This is a genomic window from Variovorax sp. Varisp46 (assembly GCF_059491885.1).
In genome coordinates this window covers 3305392-3328135 of sequence record NZ_CP168515.1, presented here as the reverse complement: position 1 = coordinate 3328135, position 22744 = coordinate 3305392, and the positions used below count along the sequence as shown (strand labels likewise).

Here is a 22744-nt window from a genome sequence, read left to right as displayed (position 1 = left end):
CTGCTCGCAGTTGCTTCACTTCCTGTTTGGCATTGCTTCCTGTACCGCTTCGGCCGTTCCCCATCGCTGCAAGAACTCGATCTCATCGGCCTTGCTCAGCTTGCCTTGGGCCCGATAAACGAGCGCCGTCATCACGGCGCCCGTTTGCACCGGCTTGTCTTCAGGTTCGCCGATGCCCGAATCGCTTTGCCATTCCTTTGGAAATGCCGGCCACGAGCAGGTGACTTGACTGAGCATGTGATAAGCGGTTTCCATCACCCCTGGGCGTTGCTCCAGCTTGTACTGACTGGAACTGGGTTTGCCGCAATAGGTAGTGTGTTGCTGCTCTATCCGTTCGGGGATGCCTTCCTGGCCAGGACCGTATTCCATGTAGCAGCGGATGTACTCCCACAGGGGGGCCGCCTCCTGCTGCATGGGCAGTGTGGGGCCAACGAAGACGGCGTCTTCGCCCTTGGCAAGCGGGTCGGCTGCATCAAGCGGTGGGTGGTAGAGGATGAGCGAGTAGTAAGCAGCCTTGCTGGGCGCACCATTCTTTCTGGCCAGCAGGTCATAGCCGTCCATGTCGACGATGGCGCGCAGGCGGTCCCAGTCGAACACGGCGTTGCCACCACAACCTCGTGGCCTCAGCAGATAGACCTTGCGCGTCACCCGATTGAAGCGAATGCGGCCTCGTGCATAGGTGAAGAAGCACGTGCGCACGCCCATGACGTCGAACCACAGCCACAACAGGATGCAGCAGCCGAGGGACAAGGGGAAAAGCAGCAGCCAGCCGAACCATAGATCGGCTGAAGTGGCCGTATTTTCGCTGGCACCCCAAAACAGCAGCACATGATCAAAAGCGATAGGATGAAGGGAAAAGCCATAGAACCCCCAGAAAATCAACAGGCACGGGAGCAGAACAAATACCGTTCCGATGCCTGCTTTCCATTGCCGCTCCCACCCTGAGTTGCACAACTCTAGGTAAGTTTCGTTCTGCGCATAGATGCTTCGTCCTGCTGGTAGGGGCGCACCACTGCGTTCGACACGCTCAACGGGCTTCAACAGTCTCTTGCTACCGTCGGCCTGCACGCACCTGCGGCCCTCATCGATTGAGCGTTGGCGCGCACGCTGATAGACATGCTCATTTGGGAACATCCTGGAATTCCTAGTGGACCGATTGCAATTCAGCTTGCACGTTGGAGAGTTTCTGTAGCGTTTCTTGTAGATTGGTGTGAATCGGGATTTTCTTCTTGTTCAATGGGCAATCCGTCAACCAGTTGACCCATTCATCTTCCTTGAGAAGAGAAATTGCAACGACAGAAGCGACAACCAACGCAGCACCAATCAGACCTAGCACTGCTCCGAGACTTGCCGCCGCCAGCCCCATGATCGAGATATCAAAGGCAACCACTGCGGTGCTCGCAATAGTGAATGCCGTTCCCAAGACGCTCGCAATCTGCGCATTTCTTAACCCTCCCTGTCCCCGTCGGTCAGAAATTCGTGCATCGACGCCATCAAACCAAACAGAAACCATCGCCGCGGGCAGCAAGAACTTGAATGCCATTTTTTGCAGATTCCTCAGCTGCGCGACATTCAACGTGTCCAAACCGATCTCCAAGACCTTCTCCTTGTATACGTTGGCGCCTTTGATGCCCTTGAAGATCGTCTCTTCGTACGCTTTGGCGCGCCAGTCTGCAATCGAGCCGATACTTTGCAAGACGTTGCCCGCCATTTCCACCGCGGTGCGCCCATCAGGGTTGACGATAAGTTGTCCACCCTTCAACAAGCTGGTTCCGAAGTCAAAGACACCGGCCAGCATCGCTGCGCGTGAACCAGGCGCTGCACCTTTCGCTCGATCCATCGCCGCTTCGCCGGCCTTGCCCTTCTGAGCAGTGGAAAGCTTGGTCAACTTCTCGGCACGCCCCAGCATCTGTGCGCGCCTTACGTCATTGGCGCGCAACTGCAAACGCTCGGCTTCATTCTCCACCGTTCGCCCTAGCGTGGTGATGCCGGTCAACGCCATATAGCGGACCAACTGCGCTTCCTTGCGGGTCACAGGCAATGCGGAAAGGCCCGCGACCATCTTCACACTCATCAGTGTCATGACATGCGCGGGCCACGCCAGTTTGCGCAACCTGCCGCTTTCTCCGAGGGCGGGAAACTCACTCATGAATGCAAGGGCCTTGTCGCCAAGGCCGACGCGCCCAGCGAGCAGTTTGAGCTTGACTGCCAGGCTTTCCAGCAATCGAACGCTGGGGTCCGGCGCTGGCAACGCCGTCGTTTGCCCGGCCTGTCCTTCCTCTTCCACCGCGGGTCGGAGCGACGCCAGGTACGCCAAGTTGTTGAAGCACAGCGTGCGAGAGAGGGCGTTGTCACCCCAGAGATCCAACTGCTCCAGCCACTTGCGGCCCCAGTCATTGCTTTCGGTGCCTGCCAGGCATTGGGCCAGTTGAAGACTCAGGTTTGCTCCACCACCGGGGCGATCTACGCGAGCGTCCTTGCCACTGTAGCGACCCATCACATTGAAGAGAGATGAGCTGCCCAGCCAGCGGCCCTGATCCTCTCCAAGCTTGGAGCGCGAGGCTTGGACCTTGTCATGCGCTGGCTTGTGAACGGTATCGATAAAGCTTTTGGCCGTCGATTCATCGAACAGCCGCATGAATTGCGCGTCTATTTTTTGAGTGGCGGTCGTTTCCTGCTGCGCTCTGTTTCGCTCTCTGCTGGCATTTCGTGCAGCAAGCTCCAGGGCGCGTGCCTGAGGATCGTTGGGCAACGGCGCACGGAAGCTCTTGGATTCTTCGTAGCCGCTGCCAATCGTTTGAAACGCGCCTTTCTTGACGAGGTCTCGCAGGCTCTTGGCGCTCACTGCCGTTTGAAGAACCCATTCCTTGGTCACGCCCTTGGAAAACCCGCCGGCTTGCTCGATCTGCCAATGGCTGTAGGGCGTTTGAGCTTCTGTTTGCAAGTGCCCAAGCTCCTGGGCAATGCCCACGGCATCGTCGCATGCCACCACCGCCCCCTTGTTCTTCAACAGGAAAGTGCGCATACGCTCCAGGCGAGCTCCATGGGCTTTGTCATAGCTTGGACCGATGCGCCTCCTCGTGTCGGTGCTGATCTCCGTGACGCCGGTAGCGTTTCCCATCACGTCATAGCCTGGACTTTGCACCTCAACCTGTTCGTCATAGTCGCCCCAACCACGCTCCTGCGCATTGCTTCCCATCAGCCCATACATCTGCGGCTCGATGGCGTCGCGCACGGATGGCGTGCTCAGCGCGCTGAACTCCACCACCTGCCCGTTGAGTTGTCCGGGCTGCAGCGTGTCCTTTTGGCTCGTGTTACCGCCTGCCCATCCCGCAACGTCGAAGCCTTGTGTGTACTTGTCCAGGTTCGGCTCGATCTCCTTCTTCAGGTGTTCGTAGTCGATCGGGTCGGGATTGAACATGTAGTCGAGCTTGGTGACGTTCTTTGCATCGCTCACCCACACCATCGAGCTGTTGGCTCCACGGAACTCCATCTCGCATGCCGGGTGAGACTCTGCCGCCTGCGGCAGAGCCACCGGAAACTCACCCAGGTAGCCATGCGGGTGCACGACGTAGCCCTGCCACTCGGGGGCGAGACCTTTGCGCTCGATGCGTACATACAAGTAGCCTGCGCGCAGCAGGCGCACGTTGTACAGCGCGGCCTGCATGGCGACGCCTCCGGGTTGGGCCTGCAATTGGCCCATGGGTTGCAGTTGCTTGAGGGCATTCATGCCTTTGGTCTGCGCGCTGTAAGCCGCCGCATAGCGGACAAACAGAATGGGCAGGCCCTTGCGGTCGCAGTTCTTGCAAGGTGTGGCGCAGGGCATCGGGGCTTTCTTTCTTTTCTTATGTCGCAGAAACCGCATCGGCGTATGCGGTGCCAAAACGCAGGTCCGGCCGGCGGCGCAACGCGTCCAGGATCCGGGCGAGCAGGGCGGCTTCGCTTGGCGACTGCCAGAAGGCCTCTCGGTTCGCGCCTTGGGTCGGATGTGCTCGCCAGGTGAGGTCGACGAAATCTTCCAGGTTGTCGTCGCTCAGGCCGAGGCTCTGGCCTTGGGCCAGCAGGCGGCTCATTGCGGCGCCGCCGGGTTGCCGGTCGACGGGCACGCCATTGCCCGCAAGGCGCGCCCAAACGCGATGGCCCGCCGGCGCGGAATGCGCAGCCTGCCATTGGGGCAGGTCGAAACCCAGGCGGCCGACGGATGACGACGACAGCACTTCGGCGTTGCCGTCGGGCCTGGCGGATGCCTGGAACCACTCGGGCTCGCGAGAGGTGGCCAGGACGTCCTGCTGCACCAAGTCGGCCAAGGACCATGGTCCCCAGGGCTGCTCCAGCGTCCACCAGCGCCGCACGGGGCCGAGCCACCGTTGCCGCTGCGCGTCGGACAGCACGGGCCATGCGCGCTGCAGCACGCGCGGGTCCTGATAGCGCAAGAGGCGCGCGCTGCCATCAGCAGGCGACAGCTGATCGCCCAGCACCGCCCAATGATCGGCAATGGCCACGGCGATAAATTCGCTGAAGAGGACGCCGCACAGCGGTTGCCGCATCTGGCGCTGTTCGGCCTGCACCCAGGCTTGCGCGAGCCATCCGGGCAGATCGTTGGCGACCAGGCGTGCGAGCGCCGGTTGCGGGGACGAATCGGCCCAATGCTCCGGCAACTGAAGTAGGCAGGGCGCGTCCTCTTCGCGGTGCTTGAAGTGGCGGTCGGGCACGGCCACGCGTTCCTCGGCCATGCCGGGGTAGTGTTCTTCGAGGGCGCCGGTCAATGCGCCGGCGTGCCAGTTCTCGAGCACGAGATAGGCGCGCAAGGGGCGCCCTCCGGCAGCGTCGAGCACTCGAGCCGATGCGTTGAAGGCCGATCGCAGTTGCCGGACCAGCGCAACGCAGCGTGGGTCCGAAGGTGTGTTGTCGGGAAGCGCCATCGGGTCAACGTGCCAATGAGCCCGCGCCTTCGTTGGCCGCGCCGTTTTCCCTGAGCTTGCAGTCCGATTCGCTGTGCGGCTTGACCGGCAGGCTGGCAGGCCCGACCAGGCTGTGCGTTCTCGCGCATGTCCGCGACGTGGGCCTGGGCGTTCGCGCGAGCCTCGGTGCTCAGCAGCAGGCCGTTCGCGGCGCGCACCGCGCCGTGCCCGTCGGTGCGCAGTTCGAAGCCCTGGCCCCGGTCGTCCTTGCGGCCTGCCACGTCCTCGATGCGCGCGATGTGCCCCAGGCTCAGGCTGGAGCTTTGATGGTCGCTCTTGAGCTGGGCCTGGACCTTGCCGCTCGAATCATCGAGTGCGAGATGGTTGCTGCGGCCGCCGCCCAGTTCCCGGCTGCGGATGCCCGAAAGGTGCTTCTGATCGGGTAGCTGCCAGGCCGGCATCTCGTCGGCGTTGTGCACACGCCCGGTGACGATGGGGCAGTCCGGATCGCCATTGAGGAAGTCGACGATGACCTCCTGCCCGATGCGTGGCAGCGCGGCCATGCCGAAGGTCGAACCCGCCCAGGCCGTCGACACGCGTACCCAGCAGCTGGCGTGCTCGTTGTCCTCGCCGATGCGGTCCCAGTGGAACTGGACCTTGATGCGGCCGTATCGGTCGGTCCAGATTTCTTCGCCGGCCGGGCCGACCACCTTCGCCGTCTGCGGTCCCTCGGTCCACGGCTTGGGTGTCGTGCGCCGCGGGCGCCAGGCGAAGCTCGTGGGCTGGGCATCGAAGGTGAAGCGCTGCACGGAGCCCTCGGCGCCGTTCTGTCCTTCACTGGCCTGGATGGTCTCTTGCAGGTGATAGCCGACACCGAGCAGCAGGTACTGCCGGTTCTGGTCGTCGCGCGGGTGGCCGGCGAGGCGGAAGGTGTGGCCCGGCGCCAGTTCGCGCAGGTTGGAGCGGCCCCTGGCCCGGCGGCGTTCGCTCAGTTGCTCCTCCGTGCGGAGGCGCGCGTAGTCCTCGCCGTCGCCGTGCTGGATGAAGCCACCCGGCCACTCGTAGGCTTCATGGCTGTCGTGGTCATGGCCGGGCGGCATTTGCTGGCGGCTCGCCAGGTCGGCCCTCGGCTTTTCGAAGTCGTAGTCGTCGGTGTAGTGGTGGCCGGAGCGAATCTCTTCGGCCTGCTCCCATGCATGAATGCGCTCGCCGGGCTCCAGGCCTCCCGTCATGCCCGAGTGTTCGTGGGGGTGGTAGCGCACGGTCTCGCCGCCAGGCAGGGGGCCGTGCGAGCTGGCGATGTCGTCGGCGAAGACCAGCACGTGCTGCTCGGCTGCATGCCGGAAGAAGAAATAGATGCCTTCGTGCTCGCACAGGCGCGAGACAAAATCGAAGTCGCTCTCGTGGTACTGAACGCAGTAGTTCCAGGTGCGGTAGCTGCGGCTGAGCTTCTGCTCGAGCGGGTGGCCGTAGCGCCCGAGCACCGCGGCAAGGATGTCCGGAACGGTCTGGTCCTGGAAGATGCGGAAGTCGCTTCGGCGGGTGGCGAGCCAGAGCCAGGGACGCAGCCGCATCTTGTAGAAGGACTGTCGCGCGTCTTGCTGCGAAAGGCCGAAGCGCGTGACGATGCCGGCAAGGTGGCGCAGGGCGCCGCTCTCGGTTTCCATCGCGACGGTGGCGGCCTTGCCCAGCAGGGTCTTGGGATCGATGGCGTTGCTGCTGCCCAGCAGATCGATTTCAAAAACGTAAGCCTGGCTGAGCGTCTCTCGACCGACGAGGCGATGGAATTGCAGTGCCTCGCCCAAGGGCGTCTGGATCGTGACGCGGCGCTTCACGGATGGCGTCTCCACGGGATCGGCAAGATCACCGGGGACGCGACGAATGTTGTCGCAATGGCGTGAGTCACGCACTCTCCCTGCTGTCGTTATTGATTGCTGCTTGCCTTGAGAGCGAATGGCCAGCTCTCGATGCGTCATCGTGCACTGCGACAGGACGCTTCAAGCGATTGCAATTATGTGATTCCAATGTTCGGCAACGCGCAGGTCTTGCCTTTTGGCGTAGGGATTCTTGTTGCAGGTATGCCAACAAGTTGACATGCCAAATCCACGCTTGCTTACGACGGATGTAGTCAATGGGCTCCAAGCCCCTTCTTGTTTTGAACGAAAGGACTCTTGAGCCGTGTGATGCTGGCTAATCCTGCGATGCCGCTGCGCGCGCGAACTGTGACAAGCGTTTGACCAGCGGCTCGAACAGTTCCATGGGCGTGTTCCCGTAACCCAGTACCAACCCGTTGTCCGATGGTGTCGGCCGCATCGCAAATCCCGACAGCGGAAACGGCGCGATGCCATGTCGCAGCGCCTCGGCCGCGATCCGGCGGTCATCGAAGCGCGCGGGCAACCGCACCGTCAGGTGCAACCCGCAGTAGCCGCCGTCGATCTCGTGCGGCACCTTGAAATACTTCTGCAGCGCAAGCCGCAGCGCCTGCTGCCGGTCGCGGTACAGCCGCCGCATGCGGCCCAGGTGCCGGCTGAACTGCCCGCTCTCGATGAAGTCGGCCATGGCCAGCTGCTCGTAGCGATGCCCGCCGCGCAGCATTTCTTCCAGCGGTGCCTGCACGACTGGCAGCAGCTGCGCGGGCAGCACGAGAAAGCCCAGCCGCAGTGACGGAAACATCGTCTTGCTGAAGGTGCCGACGTAGAGCACGGGCGCGTCGTCCACCAGCCCCTGCATCGCACCGATGGGCTCGCCCGTGTGGCGGAACTCGCTGTCGTAGTCGTCCTCGATGATCCACGCGCCGTGCTGGCGGGCTTGCGCGATCAGCGCGAGCCGGCGCGCGATGCTCAGCACCGAGCCGCCCGGGTACTGGTGCGAGGGCGTGGTGTAGATCAGCCGGGGCGGGTGCTTTTGCCAGTCGCGTTCGGTCACGCACAGGCCTTCGGCGTCGACCCGCACCGGCACGATGCGCATGTCGCCCGCATGCATGGCGGCCTTCACGCCGCGGTAGCCCGGGTCTTCGACCCAGCCGGTCTCGCCCGGGTTGGCCAGCAGCCGCACGCACAGCGAGATGGCCTCCTGCGCGCCTTCGGCGATGACGACATGTTGCGGCTCGCAGCGCACGCCGCGCGCCACCGACAGATGCCGCGCGATGGCCGCGCGCAGCGGCGATTCGCCCAGCGGATCGCCGTAGCCCAGCGCGGCCGATCCGGCGCCGCGGATCGCCCGGTCGAGCGCGCGCCGCCATGGGGCCGACGGAAAGTGCGACAACGCGGGCACACCGGGGCGCAGCGCCGCCTCCATCTCGCCGCGCGACGTGCCTGGCTTGATCTTCGCGAGACGCAGCGCGGTGGCTGGTGCGCCGGTCGGCTTGCCCGTGCGCTTCGGCAGGACGGAGGACGAGAGTTCGGTCACGCGCGTGCCCTGCCGGTCGGGCTGCACATAGCCCTCGGCCGCCAGATGCTCGTAGGTCGCGGTGACGGTGTTGCGGGATACGGCCAGCGCCTCGGCCAGGGCGCGCGAGCCCGGCAGGCGGCTGCCGGCGACCAGGCTGCCGTCGAGGATGGCGCGCTTGAGCCGGTCGTGCAGCTGGTGCTGCATCGAGCCTGCGCCGCGGTCCCTTAAGAGGGAGGACTCGAGCAGGGCAGTGGGAGAGAGGGTAGGTCGTGGCACCATGAAATGAATCCAACGTGGCACTTACGCTGGAGCCACGTTGCGCGTACTTTACGTGCTCCCGCCCAGTTTTTCCTTTTTTCCGAAAGAGCCTTTCATGTCAGCCCGCCAAAACAAGTTCGGCCAGTCCATCGGTCCCGATCTTCCCGAATGGACGCCGCGCGCCCAGCCGCCGCGCCGTGTGGTCGAAGGCCGTTTCTGCAGGCTCGAACCGATCGATGCCTCGAAGCACGCCGACGATCTGCACGCCGCCTACGCGCAGGCCCCCGATGGGCGCGACTGGACCTACCTCGGCGTCGAGCGCCCCGCCGAAGCGGAAGGCACCCGCGCCTACATCGAGCGCATCGCGAAGAGCACCGACCCGCTGCACTTCGCCGTCATCGACAGGCAAAGCGGCCGCGCCGTGGGCTCGCTGGCGCTGATGCGCATCGACCCGGCCAACGGGGCCATCGAAGTGGGGACCGTCAATTTTTCGCCGCTGCTGAAGAACACGCCGATGTCCACCGAAGCGCAGTACCTGCTGATGAAGCTCGCCTTCGACGAACTCGGCTACCGCCGCTACGAGTGGAAATGCGACAACTTCAACGAGCCATCGAAGCGCGCGGCGCTTCGGCTGGGCTTCAAGTACGAGGGCCTGTTCCGCCAGGCCGTGGTCTACAAGGGCCGCAGCCGCGACACCGCGTGGTTCTCGATCATCGACGGCGAGTGGCCCGCGGTGCGCACCGCGTTCGAGCGCTGGCTGGCGCCCGGCAACTTCGACGCGCAGGGCCGGCAGCGCATGTCGCTCGACAAGTTCCGGCTGCCTTCTTCCTGAGTGAGTCGCGCCGGGCCGGAATCTATTTGCCCGGCTTCTGCGACTGCTCGCACTCGACCTGGATCAGCTCTCGCTCGTCCAGCGTCGCGCCGATGCGCACCGCGCTCAGGCAGCCGCCCCACACGCAGCCGGTGTCGATCGAGAGCAGGTCGGGCCGCGACAGCCAGCCCAGCGTCGACCAGTGGCCGCAGGCGACCGTGGCCCTGGCCGTCTTGCGCCCGGGCACGTCGAACCACGGCATGTAGCCTTCGGGCGGGGTGGCCGCGCTGTCTTTGGCCTCGAACTCCATCACGCCTTCAGGTGTGCAGAAGCGCAGCCGCGTCAGCGCATTGACGATGGCGCGCAGCCGCGCGCTGCCCGTGAGCGTGTCGTGCCATTGCGCCGGCTCGTTGCCGTACATCGACATCAGGAACTCGCCCAGCGCCGGCCCGCGCAGCACCGACTCGACCTCGGACGCCAGCGCCAGCGTGTCGCCCACCGTCCACTGCGGCAGGACGCCCGCATGCAGCATCAGCAGGTCGCCGTCGCCAATGCGCATGTGCAGCGCCATGTGCTGCAGGCGCACCCATTCGAGCAGCGCCTCGCTGTCGGGCGCGGCCAGCACTTCGGCCAGCGTGTCCTTGCGGCCGGCCTTGCGCGCGCCGTGCGCCACGCCCAGCAGGTGCAGGTCGTGGTTGCCGAGCAGGCTCAGCGCCGAGGCGCCGCAGCCCTGCACGCGGCGCAGCACCGCGAGCGAATCGGGGCCCCGGTTGACCAGGTCGCCCAGCAGCACGATGGTGTCGCGGCTGGGGGAGAAATCGATCTTCTGCAGCAGCCGACCGAAGGGGGCGTCGCAGCCTTGCAGGTCGCCAATCAAGTAAAGTGACATTCCCTCATTTTCTCCCTCAGTTCATGGATGTCTTCCTCCTGGCCTTGTTGACCACGCTCAACGCGTTGTTCGCAATGTCCGAAATGGCCCTTTCCACCAGCCGGCGCGCACGTCTCGCGGCACTGGCCGAAACGGGAGACACCGGCGCGGTGGCCGCGCTGAAGCTGATGGAGTCACCCACGCAATTCCTCTCGACGGTGCAGATCGGCATCACCTCGATCGGCATGCTCAGCGGCATCGTCGGCGAGGCCGCCTTTGCCGAGCCGCTCGCGGTCTGGATGGAAGGCGTCGGCATGGGGCGCGGCACCGCCAGCGTCGCGTCCACCGCGGTGGTCGTCACCTGCATCACTTTCTTCACCATCATCTTCGGCGAACTGGTGCCCAAGCGCATCGGCCAACTCTATCCCGAGCCCGTGGCGCGATGGGTGTCGCGCCCCATGCGCGGACTGGCCAAGGGCGCCAAGCCTTTCGTGTGGCTGCTGGCGGGCGCCACGGCCACCATGCTGAAGCTGCTGCGCATCGACGCCAACGCGGCCCGTTCTGTCACCGAGGAAGAAATCTCGGCCAGCCTCGAAGAAGGCGTGGACGCCGGCGTCATCGAGCAGCACGAGCACCAGATGGTGCGCAATGTGTTCCACCTCGACGACAGGCGCCTGTCGTCGCTGATGATCCCGCGCGCCGACATCGAATGGCTCGATGCTTCGTTCACCGTGGAGCGGGCACTGCAGCAGGTCGCCGACGCGGCCGAGCTCAACCTCGTGCATTCCTGGTACCCCGTGTGCCGCAACTCGCTCGACGACGTGGTTGGCGTCGTCAGCGTGGCGCAACTGCTGCGCCTGGGCTCCGCGCATCGCGGCGTGCTGGGCCAGGAGGCGACGCCCGCCGTGTTCGTGCCCGAGACCCTCACCGGCATGGAGCTGCTGGAGCAGTTCCGCGCCCGCGCCGGCCGCCTCGTGTTCGTGGTCGACGAGTACGGCGTGGTCCAGGGCCTCATGACCCCGCGCGACCTGCTCGAAGCTATCACCGGCGAACTGCAGCCCGGCATGCAGACCGACGCCTGGGCGCGCGAGCGGGCCGACGGCGTGTGGGAGCTCGACGGCCTCATGCCCGTGTCGGAGCTGCGCGCGCGCCTGGGCATCCGCGAATTGCCCGATGAAGAGCGCGGGCGCTACAACACCGTGGCCGGCTTGCTGATGTCCGTGTCGGGCCACCTGCCCGAGGTGGGCGAGCGCATCGACTGCGCCGGCTGGTGCTTCGATATCGTCGCGCTCGAAGGCCGCCGCATCGACCGGGTGCTGGCGTCGCCCGACCCGACGGCGCCGTCCAAGGAAGATTGAGGCGGGGGCCATGCTGTCTCTGCTCGCTCTCAGCTGCCCCCAATGCTCCGCGCCGTTGCCGCGCGCTGCCCGCTGGCGTACCGTCAACTGCAGTTACTGCGGCACCACCGTCACCCGAGGCACTGAAACCATCGAGCGCGAGAGCTTCCGCGCCGCGCTGCGCCGGGCCAATGCCGACGTGCCCGGCGGCCGCATCCTCACATGGCGCGGCGCGCGCTACCGCGTGCTCGCACCGCTGGCCACCGGGGAGCACAGCGAAGTGCTGTTCGCCGAACGCCTCGGTGCGTTGCCCGAGCGCGTCACGCTCAAGCTCGCGCGAGACAGCGCCGCCAACAGCGTGCTGGTGCGTGAAGGCGCGGTGCTCCAGTCGCTGCAAGACCTGCCGGTGCAGGGTGCTGCCTATTTCACCCGCCGCCTGCCGCAGCCGCTGGGCGTGGGCATTGCCGAAGGCCTGGGCGACGGCGCCCGCCAGGCGCTGGTGCTGCGCCACCCGGCAGGCTTCTGGGGCAGCCTGCAAGACGTGCAGCAGGCCAACGCCCAAGGCATCGATCCGCGCCACGCAGTGTGGATCTGGCGCCGCATGCTCGAAGTGCTGGCCTTCGTGCACGGTGCCGGCTGGACGCACCGCGACCTGTCGCCCGCGCATGCGCTCGTGCATCCGCGCGACCATGGCGTGCTCGTCATCGGCTGGTCGCGCGCGCAACATGCCACCGGCACGGTCCACAACGCCGCCGCCGCACGCGACCTGATGCAAGCCGCCTGGACCGTGCGCGCCGTGTTGCACGGCGGTGCGGCCGGCGAGCCAGGTTTCGGCGCTCACACACCTGCACCGCTCGTGGCCTTGCTGCGCCAGTGCAGTGAAGACAGTGCCGCCTGCCAGCGCCTTGGCGCGCAGGGCATCGAGCAGGCGCTCTCCGCCGCGTCGCGCGAAGCCTTCGGCGCGCCGCAGTTCGTTCATTTCGATCCCGCGCCTCCCCACCGTACCGGCGCCTGAACCGCACATACGCACCAAGCTAGGAGTCACTTCATGGGCTACGGAAACTACTCGCATGCCGCCCACACGGCGCTCATTGCCGACCGCGCCGCCAAGCCGGGCGCCGAGGTCTTCACCCAGCGCTCCACCCATCCGCTGATGAACCCGCAAGGGCTGAAGGTGCGCGAGTCGCGCGACAACGCCGACCATCCGAACTCGCTGGGCATCGTTTTCGCGCTCGACGTCACGGGCTCCATGGGCGATATTCCGCAGACGCTGGCGCGCAAGGAGCTGCCCACCTTCATGAAGCTGCTGACCGACTGCGGCGTGGCAGACCCGCAGCTCATGTTCATGGCCATCGGCGACGCCACCTCCGACCACGCACCGCTGCAGGTCGGCCAGTTCGAATCGACCGCCAACCTGATGGACCAGTGGCTCACCTGGAGCTATCTCGAAGGCGGTGGCGGCGGTTCGGGGGAAGAGAGCTACGAGCTCGCCTTCTACGTCATGGCCCAGCACACCGACATGGACTGCTGGGTCAAGCGCAAGAAGCGCGGCTACCTGTTCGTCACCGGCGACGAACTGCCGTACCCCGCCGTCTCGCGCCACCAGATCGAAGGCCTCATCGGCGAGAAGCTCGACGAGGACATTCCCATCGAGGAAGTCATCGCCGCCGCGGCCGAAACGACGAACCTGTTCTTCCTGATTCCCGACGCCCAGCGCCGCCGCCGCTGCGAGCCGCGCTGGCGCGAGCTGCTGGGCGATCACGTCATCTGCATGGACTCGCCGGACGACGCCTGTGCCGTGGCCGCCGGCATCGTCGCCCTCACCGAGAAGGCCGTGCCCAGCCTCGAGGCGCTGGCCGGCGTGATGGGCGGCACCGGCATGGCACGGGAACGCGTCGGCGGGGTGCTGCACGCGCTCGACGGCTATGCCGCGCTGCTCGACCCGACTGCGCCGCGCCGCGCGCCGCCGGCCGTGGCCATGAGCGCGGCAGGCCCGCGCTCCTCGTGGTGGAAGCGGCTCTTCGGCTGATGACCGAGTGAGCTCCGGCACCGCAGCGACAGCCACGCGCTACATCTCACTGCTCGGCCTCGGCTTCGGGGACTGCGGCAAGGGGCTCTTCACAGACCACCTGTGCGGCGCGCTGCAGGCCCACACTGTCGTGCGCTTCAACGGCGGCGCGCAGGCCGGGCACAACGTGGTGCTGGCGGATGGGCGGCATCACACCTTTTCGCAGTTCGGCGCCGGCAGTTTTCATGCGGGCGTGGGCACCGTGCTTGCGAGTCCGGTGGTGGTGCACCCGACGGCGCTGCGCGTCGAGGAAGCGGCATTGCGGCGGGTGGGCGTGGAGGACGCGTTCTCGCGCCTGCTGATCGATGCGCGCTGCCGCGTGACCACGCCCTTTCATCAGGCGGCAGGCCGTTTGCGCGAATGGGCGCGGGGGGAGGGGGCGCACGGCAGCTGCGGCGTGGGTGTCGGCGAAACGGTGCGGCATGCGCTCGCCGCACCCGACGAGGCGCTGCACTACGGCGACCTGTCGCAGCCGGCCCTTGCCTTGGAAAAACTGGAAGCCTCCCGCGCTGCGCTGCTTCGCGAGTTCGCGCACGCGGCGCCCTTGCATGCCGATGGCGCGCGGGAACTGTCGGTGCTCCAGGACGACTCGCTCGCACGGCGATGGCTCGATGCCGCCGCGCCGTGCCTGGCCCAGTCGCCGCCTGCGGGGGCGGACCGCATCGCCGAGCGCCTTGCGCGGCCCGGCGCCGTGGTCTTCGAGGGCGCGCAGGGCGTGCTGCTGGACGAGTGGCGCGGGTTCCATCCGCACACCACGTGGAGCACCATCTCGACGACGGCGGTCGAGGCCGTGCTGCGCGACGTGGGCATCGACGCGCCCGTGCAGCACCTGGGTGTTCTGCGCAGCTATCTCACACGCCATGGCCCGGGACCGCTGCCCACGCACGACCGGGCACTCGATGCGCGGTTGCGCGAGCCGCACAACGCGAACGAAGGCTGGCAGGGCGTGTTCCGCAGGGGCCACCCCGATGCGGTGCTGCTGCGGTACGCGCTGGATGCGGCAGGCACGCTCGACGGGCTGGTGGTGAGCCACCTCGATGCGGTCGACGGCGCGGGGCTGCGCTGGTGCGCCGGTTACCGCACGGCGGAGGCGGGCCGCTTCGCGTCGCTACCGCTCGGCGGCGTGCGCGATCTCGGCCATCAGCACGCATTGACCCGACTGCTGCAAGGCGCCGAGCCGATCTATGAGCCGCACGCCGTCGCAAGCCCGCATGCATGGGTGGCGTACGCCGAGGCATCGAGCGGCTTGCCCGTGCGCTTCGGCGCTTTCGGCCCGACGCGCGAAACCGTGCGCGACCGCAAGCATCTTCCTTGAGAGACTTCGTGAGCTACAACATTCCCCTGATCGTCGGCGCCGCATCGAGCGCCATTGCCGCGCTGCTGCACATCTGCATCATCTTCGGCGGGCCGGCGTGGTACCGCTTCTTCGGCGCGTGCGAACGCATGGCGGCGGGCGCGGCGGCCGGGCATCTGTATCCGCCCGTCGTCACGGTGAGCATCGCCTGCGCGCCGGGGGTGTGGGCGGCCTGACGGGCCGGCCGCCCTCATTCACCAGGCCACCCCGTCCCCCATCAACGCCCGCTGCGCCAGCAGGAACGCGGCCGCATTCCAGCTCTGCCCCGCCATTCCCATCGGCGCGAGCGTGCGCCCATGGAACCACTCCGTGAACCGCCAGTCTTCCTGCGCGTTCGCTTGTGCCAGCCGCGCAAGCTCGGCCCACGCCTGCTCGTGCAGCCCCTGCCGCGCCAGCGCCATCACCCAGAACCCGCCGACGAACGGCCAGATTCCCCCGTTGTGGTACTGGTGCACGATGTTCTGTCGATGCCGCCCCATGTAGGCCCGCCACAGCTCGTGCTGCTGCGACAGCGGATGCAGCACCACGCGCAACGGGTAGGGCTGCGATGCATGCGCCGCATCGATGGTCCGCACGATGCGCTGCGCCATCGCCGCATCGGCCAGCCCGCTCTGTATCGCCAGCACGTTGCCGAACACATCGCCTTCGTCGCCGACCACCGCGAAATTGACGAAGCTCAGGTACAGCCCCGGGTCGCGCCGGCCGCGCCGCGCATAGTGCCGCAGCAGCCTTGCGCGGTGGTACTCGGGCAGGTCGCGCTGGAACGGATTGAACAGGTGGTTGAAGTGGTGCTGCGTTTCCTCGGCGTGTTCGAGTGCGAAGCGGCGCTTCACGTCGAACCACAGCGCGTTGGTGTACAGCACGTAGCCCGAGCGCGGCATGATGTCGGCCCAGTCGCTGGCCTCGTTCTGCTGCAGCAGGCGAAAGTGCTGGTGCTCCTGCGCGAGCAGCCATTGGATCGCGCGTTCGACTTCGGCGCGCCAGTGCGTGGCGCCTACATCGCCGTGCCTGCGCACATGGTCCGCCGCGATGAGCCACCACAGGGTGGCGTCGATGCAGCCCAGATACCAGAAGTCGGCGTCCTGCCCCTCGGGGTCGACGTACTTCGGAATCTGCCCGTTGGCCGCCTGCTGCGACGCGAGTGCGTCGAGGCTGGCCACGGCGCCTTGCTCCAGCGCGGGCACGCCGCTGCCGCACATGGCCATGACGCAGATGGCGGCGTCGCGGCCGAAGATGCGCGTGTAGCGCCGCGCCACGGCGGCCTCGGTGCGGCTGGCGGCCAGGATGCCGTGCGGCGTGAGGTTGCCTTCCAGCAGTTCGAGCGAGGCCCGCGCGCAGGCATCGATCAGCGCCAGCGCGGAAGCGTCGAGGTTCGGGGCCGGGCGCGTGGTCATGGGGTGGGCATTCGCAGGCTCGGGACGCCGGGCCGCCGCGCCTCGCTCACACGTTGCTGGTCGCGCGCACTTCCTCGATGGTGGTGTGCCCGGCCAGCACCTTCTCGATGCCGTCCTGCCGCAGCGTGCGCATGCCTTCCTGCAGCGCCGTCTGCTGGAGTTCTTCCGCACGTGCGCCGGTCTGCACCAGGCGGCGCAGCGTTCTGGACATTGTCATCAGCTCATGGATGCCCACGCGTCCCTTGAAGCCGGTGTCGCCGCAATGCTTGCACCCGGTGCTGGTGTAGCTGTGCAGGTGCCCGTCGCGGCCGTAGCGCTGCATCCAGTCGTCCTGCACCGCCTTGCGCTGGACCGCGTCGTTTTGCTGCGTGCCGAATGCGTGCATGTAGTCGTTCAGCAGTTCGTCGACCGTCTCCGGGCTTGCGGGCGTGCTGCTGGTGCAGCGGGTGCAAAGGCGGCGCACCAGTCGCTGCGCCAGCACGGCCAGCAGCGAGTCCGCGAAGTTGAACGGGTCCATGCCCATGTCGAGCAGGCGAGTCACGGTTTCGGGCGCGCTGTTGGTGTGCAGCGTCGACAGCACGAGGTGGCCGGTCAGCGAAGCCTCGATGGCGGTCTTCGCTGTTTCCTCGTCGCGGATCTCGCCGACCATGATCACGTCCGGATCGGCGCGCACGAACGCCCGCAGCGCCTTTGCAAAGGTCCACTCGATGCGCGGGTTGATCTGTACCTGCCGCAGTCCGGTCTGCGTGATTTCGATCGGGTCTTCGGCGGTCCAGATCTTTCGCTCCGGCGTGTTGATGTGCATCAGCGCCGAGTGCAGCGTGGTGGTCTTGCCCGAGCCCGTGGGGCCCACGCACAGCACCATGCCGTAGGGGCGCTCGACGGCCCTGGTCAACTCCGCGAGGTTGTTCGGCGAGAGGCCCAGCTTGTCCATGGGAATGGGCTTGGCCGACGCCAGGATGCGCATCACCACGTCTTCGAGGCCGTTGTTGGTCGGGATGGTCGCCACGCGCAGTTCGATGCGGTGCTGCGGCGAGTACTTGGCGAAGTTGATCTTGCCGTCCTGCGGGTTGCGCTTTTCGCTGATGTCCAGGTCGCACATGATCTTCACGCGAGCGACGATGGCGTTACGGTAGCTTGGCGGCAGCTCCAGGTAGGTGTAGAGCAGGCCGTCGCGGCGAAAGCGGATGCGGGTCTTTTCCTGGCCGGGATAGCTTTCGATGTGGATGTCCGAAGCGCCCTCGCGGTGCGCCTCCAGGATCATGCTGTTGATCATCCGCACCAGGGAGTTGTCCGACTGCTCGATGGGAGCCTCGGGGGCGGGCGCGGCGGGGCCTTCCTTCTCGAGCGTCTGCAGCAGTTCGCTGGTGCCGGCCATGTCGAATTCGAGGGGCCGGCTGGGATCGAGGTTCGAGGAAAAGACACCGGGGGCGGCGGTCGTCGACTCGCCGATTTTTTCGTAGGCTGCGTGCAGCACGTTGTCGAGGTCGATGCATTGCCCGACCACCGGGGTGACCTTCATCTGCGCGATGAACTCCACCTCGTCGAGGGCCGAATGCCGGCTGGTCGGGTCGTCGATCGCAACCACGAGGCGCCCCTCGTGCAGCCGCAGCGGCATGACCTGCAGGCGCTGGGCCACGGAATACGGCAGCTTGCGCAGTGCGTCGGCCGCCGCGGGGAACAGGTGCAGGTTGACGAGGGGATAGCCCATCTTGCGCACCAGCGCGGTCTGGAGCTGGCCCTTGCTGACGATGCCCATGCGCACCAGCGTCTCGCCCAGCGGCACCGTGGGATCGAGCTGTTGCCGCGCCAGCCCCGAGCGAAGCTGATCGTCGGTGATCATGCCCAGCGAAATCAGCGCTTCGCCGATCCGTGCGATCGGCGTGCGGCTCTGGGTTTCGAGTGCGCTCAGGAGCTGCTCGGGCATGACGACTTCGTTGGCGGGCATGGGCGATTTCCTGTCTGGTTTCGGACACTGCATCGTAGAGCGGGATTCATGCGCTTGCCATCACTTCAACTTGTGAGTACGCAAGTTCTCATGTCGGGGCCCGAACCCTGAATCTCCTTTTGTCCTACGCGGGCCGTCCGCCACCTGCATAGCATGTCGGCGATGCGTCAATTGATTCTTGCGACAACCCTGGTGCTGGTCGCTGCCGCCGCAACGGTGCAGGCCGAGCCCGTCAAGGTGCCCGTCGACAGCGACGAGAAGGGCACCGTCTACGTGGCCCCCAACGTGAACCCGACCGAAACCTCGGCCACCGTCAAGGGGGCGAGCTTCGGCGTGCTGCGGCCGGACGGCAGCGGCACCTACATCGGCACCGACACCTCCACGCCACGGCCCACCTACTCGCTGGGGGCGAGCACCGGCGGCAATCTGTCGCTCTCGGGCGGTGTTCAGTCGGACGGCAAGGCCAACAACGGCGTGAAGGCCGGCATTACCTTCAGGTACTGACAGGAGGGCCGCGCGCGCGACAGAGGGTTTTGTCGGACCTACGCAGCAGGCTGCGCGGGCAGGGCCGGCGTCAGCCCGTAGCGCGACATCACCGCGACCAGCTTCGCCTTGTCGGGCGGTCCGCCCGCATTGACCACGGCCGCGACCTCGCGAAAGTACTGCGCGCCGATGTCCGGCGAGAGCACGACGATCGCGCGCGCCGTCTGCGATCCGACATTGCGAAAGCCGTGCACCGAGCCGCGCGGCGTCGACATCCATTCGCCGGGTGTCAGCTCGCGCGTTTCGGCATCGACCGAATAGGTGACCGCGCCTTCCACGACATAGAAGAACTCCTCGTTGTCCCGATGGCTGTGCGGTGGCGGCACGTTGGCGCCCGGCGGCAGGGTGAGTTCGAACACCCCAATGCTCCCTGTCGCGGAGCCATCGACCAGATAGCGAATTTCGAGCTGGCCTGCCTTGATCACTTCATCGCGGTTCATGTGTTTCTCCTGTCGCTGGTGCCCAGGCGTTGACTCTACGGCGTTGCAGGAAAAAGATAAATCGCCTATTTTTCGCAGGCTCAGACCAGCGTGCCGTAGACGATGAAGCCGTCGTGCGTCGCGACCTTGTCGTACAGCGTGCGGCCGGCCGTGTTGGTCGCATGGGTCTGCCAGTACACGCGGCGTACGCCCGCGTGCTTCGCGCGCTCGTACACGCCCTGGATCAGCTGGCGGCCCACGCCACGGCCGCGTTCTGATGGCAGCGTGAACAGGTCCTGCAGATAGCAGGTCGGCTCAAGCCGCGTGGTGCTCCGGTGGAACAGGTAGTGGGTGAGCCCGACCAGTTGCCCGTCGCGCTCGGCGACCAGCGCATGCACCGGTTCGTAGACATCGAAGAAGCGCTGCCAGGTGGCCTGCGTGATCTCGTCGGCAAGGGCTGTCGCACCCTCGCGTCCGTAGAAGGCGTTGTAGCCGTCCCATAGCGGCTTCCATGCCGCGTAGTCGTCGGGCGCCGGAGGGCGGATCTGGAGGGGCGTACTCATCGCGTCTGTGGCCTGCATTCTGAAAAAATGCGATTGCAACACAACGCGTGCCGCTCCCAACCTTCGGTCAGCTCGGCGCTATTGGCTACTGCCGACCTGCTCCTGCGCCTTGGAACGGGCGCATCCAGGCGGCATCACCGCCACCGGTAGCGCGGGCGGCAGCGCCGGACCCTCGGTCAGGGCGCCCATCGATTGCTCCAGGAAGTCGAGCATCGCGCGCATCGCGGCGCTGTTGTGGCGGCGCTGCGAGTAGGCCGCGTACAGCCAATGGTCGCGCGGCATGTGCTCGCGCAGCACCGGCACCAGCGCTCCGCGTTCCAGGTGCGACTGCGCCAGCGGCTCGGGCACATAGGCCACGCCCACGCTGCGCAGCGCCAGTTCGATCAGCGCGACGGCGTCGTTGGCTTCCAAGCGGCTGTGCACGGGCACGTCGTATTGCCTGCCGTCGGTCTCGAAGGGAAGGTGGGTGGTCGGCTTCGCCGAGTAACTCAGCACCTCGTGCCGGCCCAGATCCTCGGGCGTCTGCGGCATGCCGCGCTGCGCCCAGTAGGCCGGCGTGGCGCAGACCACCATGTCGAACTGCACCAGCCGGCGCACGATCAGGTTCATGTCGTCGATGCGTCCGCCGGTCAGGTGCACGTCGATGCCTTCCTCGATCAGGTCGAGGTCGTCGTTGGTGAACACCAGGCTCACGTAGACGTCGGGGTAGCGCTTGATGAACTCGGCGATCACGTCCGAGAGCCAGCCGGCGATCAGCCCGTGCGGCGCGCTCATGCGTAGGCGCCCGCGCGGGTGCGACCCGTGGGCCTGCAGGTCGTTCAGGGTGTTCTCGGCCATGGTCACCAGCTCGGTGCTGCGGTCGAGCAGCACCTGGCCGGCGTCGGTCAGGCTCAGGGAGCGGGTCGAGCGGTTCAGCAGGCGCACGCCGCTGCGCGTTTCGAGCTCCGCCACGTAGCGGCTGACCGTGGCCTTGGACATGCCCAGCGAGATCGCTGCGCGGGAGAAGCTGCGCCGGAACGCGACTTCGCGGAATGTTTTGATGAGATCGAGGCCGTCCATGGGTGGACGCATTGTTCCAGCATCGGGGATGAGGCCGTGGGCGTAGGGGCATACCACCTGCGACGTGGTTGTACGGCGCCGGTGATGCCAACGAGCGATACGGAAGCGTTCTACCCGACCCGCATCACTGTCCCGTATACCCCGCAGCGCTCGCCTCCCGCGCACGCGCATCATCCACCGCTCGTTCGGAGCGAAGCTGGCGTCTTCCACAATTCGCACACTCATAAAGACGCAGCCAGGGCAGCAGGCGCATCCACCCACTGCGATGAATGCGCCCAAGGTGCGCGATGTTGCACGTACAAGCGACGAACAGGTGGGACATGGAAGGTCTGTGTAGAAACAACGGGAGGAAATCGTCGTTCGATTCTTTCGCCTCACCCTGGCGAATGCAACTCACCGGTTCCAGCTATTTTTTCGCCCTTGTGGCCGGCTACGGTGCGGAAGGCGGCAAGCCGAAATCTGTTCCCGCGAAGTCCTGGGGAACATGCACGCCCTGCGAATCGCGCAGCAACACGCCGCGCCTTTCCATCTCCCGCATCGTCCTGTTGACGACCTCGCGAGAAACGCCGGCGTAAGAGGCGATGACGCCCTGCGTGACGCGCTTGTCGTAGGCCTCGTGGCCAGCGGGAGCTATCTGGGTCATCTTGTGGAGTACACGGCCGACCATCTCTTCTGAAGAAAGCGAAGAGATGCGCCGGATCTGACGGCGCAAGACATTCATGCGGGCAGCCTCCGCACCAAGCAATTCCAGTGCGATGCCGTGATGCCGCTCGCAAAGCGCCCTGATCACCGGCACGGGAACGAGGTATATCGTGCTGGGAAGCACCGCGATCAATCTGTGGGCAGCCAGATACTGCGGCTCGCTCAAGGAGCCACCAAGATAGAAGTCGTGCCGGCGAATGAAATCCGTGGTCACTTCCGTATCTTCCTGCGCGCCGTCGCGGCCTTGGGCAACCACGCGCACCAGGCCGCTTTCCACGCAGTAGAACGAACGCGTGCATTCGTTCGACGCAAGGATCGTCTCGTTGCGAGCGTATGAACGCAGCTCGCAAAGCTGCCCGATGGCCGAACGTTCCACCAGCGGCAAGCGGGCAATCAATGGATGCAGGTGCACGCAGCGATGATGAAAGCCGGGAGGTCGAAACGCAATCACCCGAATTAGGGATTCCTTACTACAGCATCCCATCGCGCCGCGGCAGCTATTTCTATTCACAGGCCTCCAGATCGATCAGGCCCTTCTGCATGGCATCGCGCACCGCCTGGGCACGCGACTTCACGGCCAGCTTGCGATAGATGCTCTTCGCATGCGCATCCACCGTGTGCAGCGAGCGATGGCTCAGTTCGGCAATCTGGCGGTTGCTCAGGCCTTGCGAAATCATCCGAAGCACGTCGAGTTCGCGACGCGAGAGCGCGCGGCCTCCAGTGCCTGGACTCGCCGATGGCGGGAGGCGCGTTTCCTCTGTTTGCAAAGAGAGCTTCGCTTGTGCCGGCAATGAGGCCGAAGGCGGCAGTTCAGGCCCCAGCACCGCGCGCCCCCGTTCCACGATGCACCACGCGATCCGCATCGCCGTGGCCGAATCGCCCTCGGCAATCAGGCGCATCAGAAGGACGAGTTCCTGCTGAGCCGCTTTGGCGAACAGGAGGGCGGCGGCGGTCGAGGAAGTCGACGAATCGATTCGCGGCACTCCATCGCTGGTCCCCTCCACGCGCGGCTCGCCGCCGCTGGACCCGGCCGTGCGCACGGACGATGATTCCCTCGAGCCTTGTTCGGGCCGCATGGCAATCCGCTTGCTCTTTTCTCTGGACATCGATGCCTTCAAGTAGCGCAAGC

19 protein-coding genes and 1 pseudogene are annotated in these 22744 nt (G+C 66.0%); 7 read left to right on the top strand and 13 right to left on the bottom strand.

Annotated elements, in window-relative coordinates; genetic code table 11:
- Window positions 1-15: 15 nt before the first annotated feature.
- The 5 genes and pseudogenes from ACEN9N_RS15675 to pdxR form a co-directional block, all read right to left on the bottom strand.
- The gene (locus ACEN9N_RS15675; RefSeq protein WP_495653943.1) at window positions 16-1134 is read right to left on the bottom strand and encodes a hypothetical protein; all 1119 of its coding nucleotides are present in this window, start codon (window positions 1132-1134) and stop codon (window positions 16-18) included.
- A gap of 10 nt (window positions 1135-1144) precedes the next feature.
- Complete coding sequence (locus tag ACEN9N_RS15670) at window positions 1145-3826, bottom strand: T6SS effector BTH_I2691 family protein (protein WP_495653942.1); 2682 nt, start codon at window positions 3824-3826, stop codon at window positions 1145-1147.
- Window positions 3827-3845: 19 nt separating this feature from the next.
- Complete coding sequence (locus ACEN9N_RS15665) at window positions 3846-4808, bottom strand: DUF4123 domain-containing protein (protein ID WP_495653941.1); 963 nt, start codon at window positions 4806-4808, stop codon at window positions 3846-3848.
- Window positions 4809-5040: 232 nt separating this feature from the next.
- Window positions 5041-6736: pseudogene (locus ACEN9N_RS15660) on the bottom strand (type VI secretion system Vgr family protein); the annotation flags it as partial.
- A 355-nt stretch (window positions 6737-7091) separates the two neighbouring features.
- On the bottom strand, window positions 7092-8570 hold the full coding sequence (gene pdxR / locus ACEN9N_RS15655) for a MocR-like pyridoxine biosynthesis transcription factor PdxR (protein ID WP_495653940.1): 1479 nt from the start codon (window positions 8568-8570) through the stop codon (window positions 7092-7094).
- A gap of 94 nt (window positions 8571-8664) precedes the next feature.
- Here pdxR and ACEN9N_RS15650 point away from each other — a divergent pair, with 94 nt between their 5' ends.
- The gene (locus ACEN9N_RS15650) at window positions 8665-9381 is read left to right on the top strand and encodes a GNAT family N-acetyltransferase (protein WP_413315822.1); all 717 of its coding nucleotides are present in this window, start codon (window positions 8665-8667) and stop codon (window positions 9379-9381) included.
- A 22-nt stretch (window positions 9382-9403) separates the two neighbouring features.
- On the opposite strand, the gene ACEN9N_RS15645 is transcribed toward ACEN9N_RS15650, so the two are convergent.
- A complete protein-coding gene (locus ACEN9N_RS15645; protein ID WP_495653939.1) occupies window positions 9404-10249 on the bottom strand; it encodes a symmetrical bis(5'-nucleosyl)-tetraphosphatase in 846 nt (281 codons plus the stop codon).
- A gap of 23 nt (window positions 10250-10272) precedes the next feature.
- On the opposite strand from ACEN9N_RS15645, the gene ACEN9N_RS15640 reads away from it, so the two are divergent.
- Genes ACEN9N_RS15640 through ACEN9N_RS15620 form a run of 5 tightly spaced genes read left to right on the top strand, consistent with a single transcriptional unit; the run spans window position 10273 to window position 15163 of the window.
- On the top strand, window positions 10273-11586 hold the full coding sequence (locus ACEN9N_RS15640; protein WP_413315820.1) for a hemolysin family protein: 1314 nt from the start codon (window positions 10273-10275) through the stop codon (window positions 11584-11586).
- Window positions 11587-11596: 10 nt separating this feature from the next.
- Window positions 11597-12580, top strand: coding sequence for a lipopolysaccharide kinase InaA family protein (locus tag ACEN9N_RS15635; protein WP_007835619.1), 984 nt, complete (start codon window positions 11597-11599; stop codon window positions 12578-12580).
- 33 nt (window positions 12581-12613) lie between these two features.
- On the top strand, window positions 12614-13594 hold the full coding sequence (locus ACEN9N_RS15630; RefSeq protein WP_413315819.1) for a VWA domain-containing protein: 981 nt from the start codon (window positions 12614-12616) through the stop codon (window positions 13592-13594).
- Window positions 13595-13601: 7 nt separating this feature from the next.
- Entirely contained in the window at window positions 13602-14948 is a 1347-nt protein-coding gene (locus tag ACEN9N_RS15625; protein ID WP_495653938.1) for an adenylosuccinate synthetase, read from the top strand.
- An 8-nt stretch (window positions 14949-14956) separates the two neighbouring features.
- The gene (locus ACEN9N_RS15620) at window positions 14957-15163 is read left to right on the top strand and encodes a hypothetical protein (RefSeq protein WP_413315817.1); all 207 of its coding nucleotides are present in this window, start codon (window positions 14957-14959) and stop codon (window positions 15161-15163) included.
- Between the two features lie 18 nt (window positions 15164-15181).
- Here ACEN9N_RS15620 and ACEN9N_RS15615 read toward each other — a convergent pair whose 3' ends face one another.
- Together ACEN9N_RS15615 and ACEN9N_RS15610 are read right to left on the bottom strand one after the other, a co-directional pair.
- Window positions 15182-16381, bottom strand: a complete 1200-nt coding sequence (locus tag ACEN9N_RS15615; protein WP_495653937.1) for an amylo-alpha-1,6-glucosidase — start codon at window positions 16379-16381, stop codon at window positions 15182-15184.
- Window positions 16382-16427: 46 nt separating this feature from the next.
- Window positions 16428-18329, bottom strand: a complete 1902-nt coding sequence (locus ACEN9N_RS15610) for a GspE/PulE family protein (protein WP_495653936.1) — start codon at window positions 18327-18329, stop codon at window positions 16428-16430.
- Window positions 18330-18491: 162 nt separating this feature from the next.
- On the opposite strand from ACEN9N_RS15610, the gene ACEN9N_RS15605 reads away from it, so the two are divergent.
- Window positions 18492-18833 (top strand): hypothetical protein, encoded by a 342-nt coding sequence (locus ACEN9N_RS15605; protein WP_007835607.1) that lies wholly within the window; start codon window positions 18492-18494, stop codon window positions 18831-18833.
- A gap of 38 nt (window positions 18834-18871) precedes the next feature.
- Here the strand turns inward: ACEN9N_RS15605 and ACEN9N_RS15600 are convergent, their stop codons facing one another.
- From ACEN9N_RS15600 to ACEN9N_RS15580, 5 genes are all read right to left on the bottom strand, one after another.
- Window positions 18872-19312 (bottom strand): cupin domain-containing protein, encoded by a 441-nt coding sequence (locus ACEN9N_RS15600; RefSeq protein WP_495653935.1) that lies wholly within the window; start codon window positions 19310-19312, stop codon window positions 18872-18874.
- A gap of 80 nt (window positions 19313-19392) precedes the next feature.
- Window positions 19393-19854: a GNAT family N-acetyltransferase gene (locus tag ACEN9N_RS15595; protein ID WP_413315813.1), complete on the bottom strand. Its 462-nt coding sequence runs from the start codon at window positions 19852-19854 to the stop codon at window positions 19393-19395.
- Window positions 19855-19932: 78 nt separating this feature from the next.
- On the bottom strand, window positions 19933-20913 hold the full coding sequence (locus ACEN9N_RS15590) for a LysR family transcriptional regulator (protein WP_413315812.1): 981 nt from the start codon (window positions 20911-20913) through the stop codon (window positions 19933-19935).
- Window positions 20914-21343: 430 nt separating this feature from the next.
- Window positions 21344-22066 carry a Crp/Fnr family transcriptional regulator gene (locus tag ACEN9N_RS15585; RefSeq protein ID WP_413315811.1) on the bottom strand — a complete coding sequence of 241 codons (723 nt, stop codon included), beginning with the start codon at window positions 22064-22066 and terminating at the stop codon, window positions 21344-21346.
- 52 nt (window positions 22067-22118) lie between these two features.
- Entirely contained in the window at window positions 22119-22721 is a 603-nt protein-coding gene (locus ACEN9N_RS15580) for a response regulator transcription factor (RefSeq protein WP_495653934.1), read from the bottom strand.
- Between the last annotated feature and the right edge of the window lie 23 nt (window positions 22722-22744).

Excerpts from the sequence above, each read along its gene's own strand:
- ACEN9N_RS15675 (WP_495653943.1), bottom strand. The coding sequence starts at position 1,134 with ATGTTCCCAAATGAGCATGTCTATCAGCGTGCGCGCCAACGCTCAATC.
- ACEN9N_RS15670 (WP_495653942.1), bottom strand. The coding sequence starts at position 3,826 with ATGCCCTGCGCCACACCTTGCAAGAACTGCGACCGCAAGGGCCTGCCC.
- pdxR (WP_495653940.1), bottom strand. The coding sequence starts at position 8,570 with ATGGTGCCACGACCTACCCTCTCTCCCACTGCCCTGCTCGAGTCCTCC.
- ACEN9N_RS15650 (WP_413315822.1), top strand. The coding sequence starts at position 8,665 with ATGTCAGCCCGCCAAAACAAGTTCGGCCAGTCCATCGGTCCCGATCTT.
- ACEN9N_RS15645 (WP_495653939.1), bottom strand. The coding sequence starts at position 10,249 with ATGTCACTTTACTTGATTGGCGACCTGCAAGGCTGCGACGCCCCCTTC.
- ACEN9N_RS15640 (WP_413315820.1), top strand. The coding sequence starts at position 10,273 with ATGGATGTCTTCCTCCTGGCCTTGTTGACCACGCTCAACGCGTTGTTC.
- ACEN9N_RS15635 (WP_007835619.1), top strand. The coding sequence starts at position 11,597 with ATGCTGTCTCTGCTCGCTCTCAGCTGCCCCCAATGCTCCGCGCCGTTG.
- ACEN9N_RS15630 (WP_413315819.1), top strand. The coding sequence starts at position 12,614 with ATGGGCTACGGAAACTACTCGCATGCCGCCCACACGGCGCTCATTGCC.
- ACEN9N_RS15615 (WP_495653937.1), bottom strand. The coding sequence starts at position 16,381 with ATGACCACGCGCCCGGCCCCGAACCTCGACGCTTCCGCGCTGGCGCTG.
- ACEN9N_RS15610 (WP_495653936.1), bottom strand. The coding sequence starts at position 18,329 with ATGCCCGCCAACGAAGTCGTCATGCCCGAGCAGCTCCTGAGCGCACTC.
- ACEN9N_RS15605 (WP_007835607.1), top strand. The coding sequence starts at position 18,492 with ATGCGTCAATTGATTCTTGCGACAACCCTGGTGCTGGTCGCTGCCGCC.
- ACEN9N_RS15600 (WP_495653935.1), bottom strand. The coding sequence starts at position 19,312 with ATGAACCGCGATGAAGTGATCAAGGCAGGCCAGCTCGAAATTCGCTAT.
- ACEN9N_RS15595 (WP_413315813.1), bottom strand. The coding sequence starts at position 19,854 with ATGAGTACGCCCCTCCAGATCCGCCCTCCGGCGCCCGACGACTACGCG.
- ACEN9N_RS15590 (WP_413315812.1), bottom strand. The coding sequence starts at position 20,913 with ATGGACGGCCTCGATCTCATCAAAACATTCCGCGAAGTCGCGTTCCGG.
- ACEN9N_RS15580 (WP_495653934.1), bottom strand. The coding sequence starts at position 22,721 with ATGTCCAGAGAAAAGAGCAAGCGGATTGCCATGCGGCCCGAACAAGGC.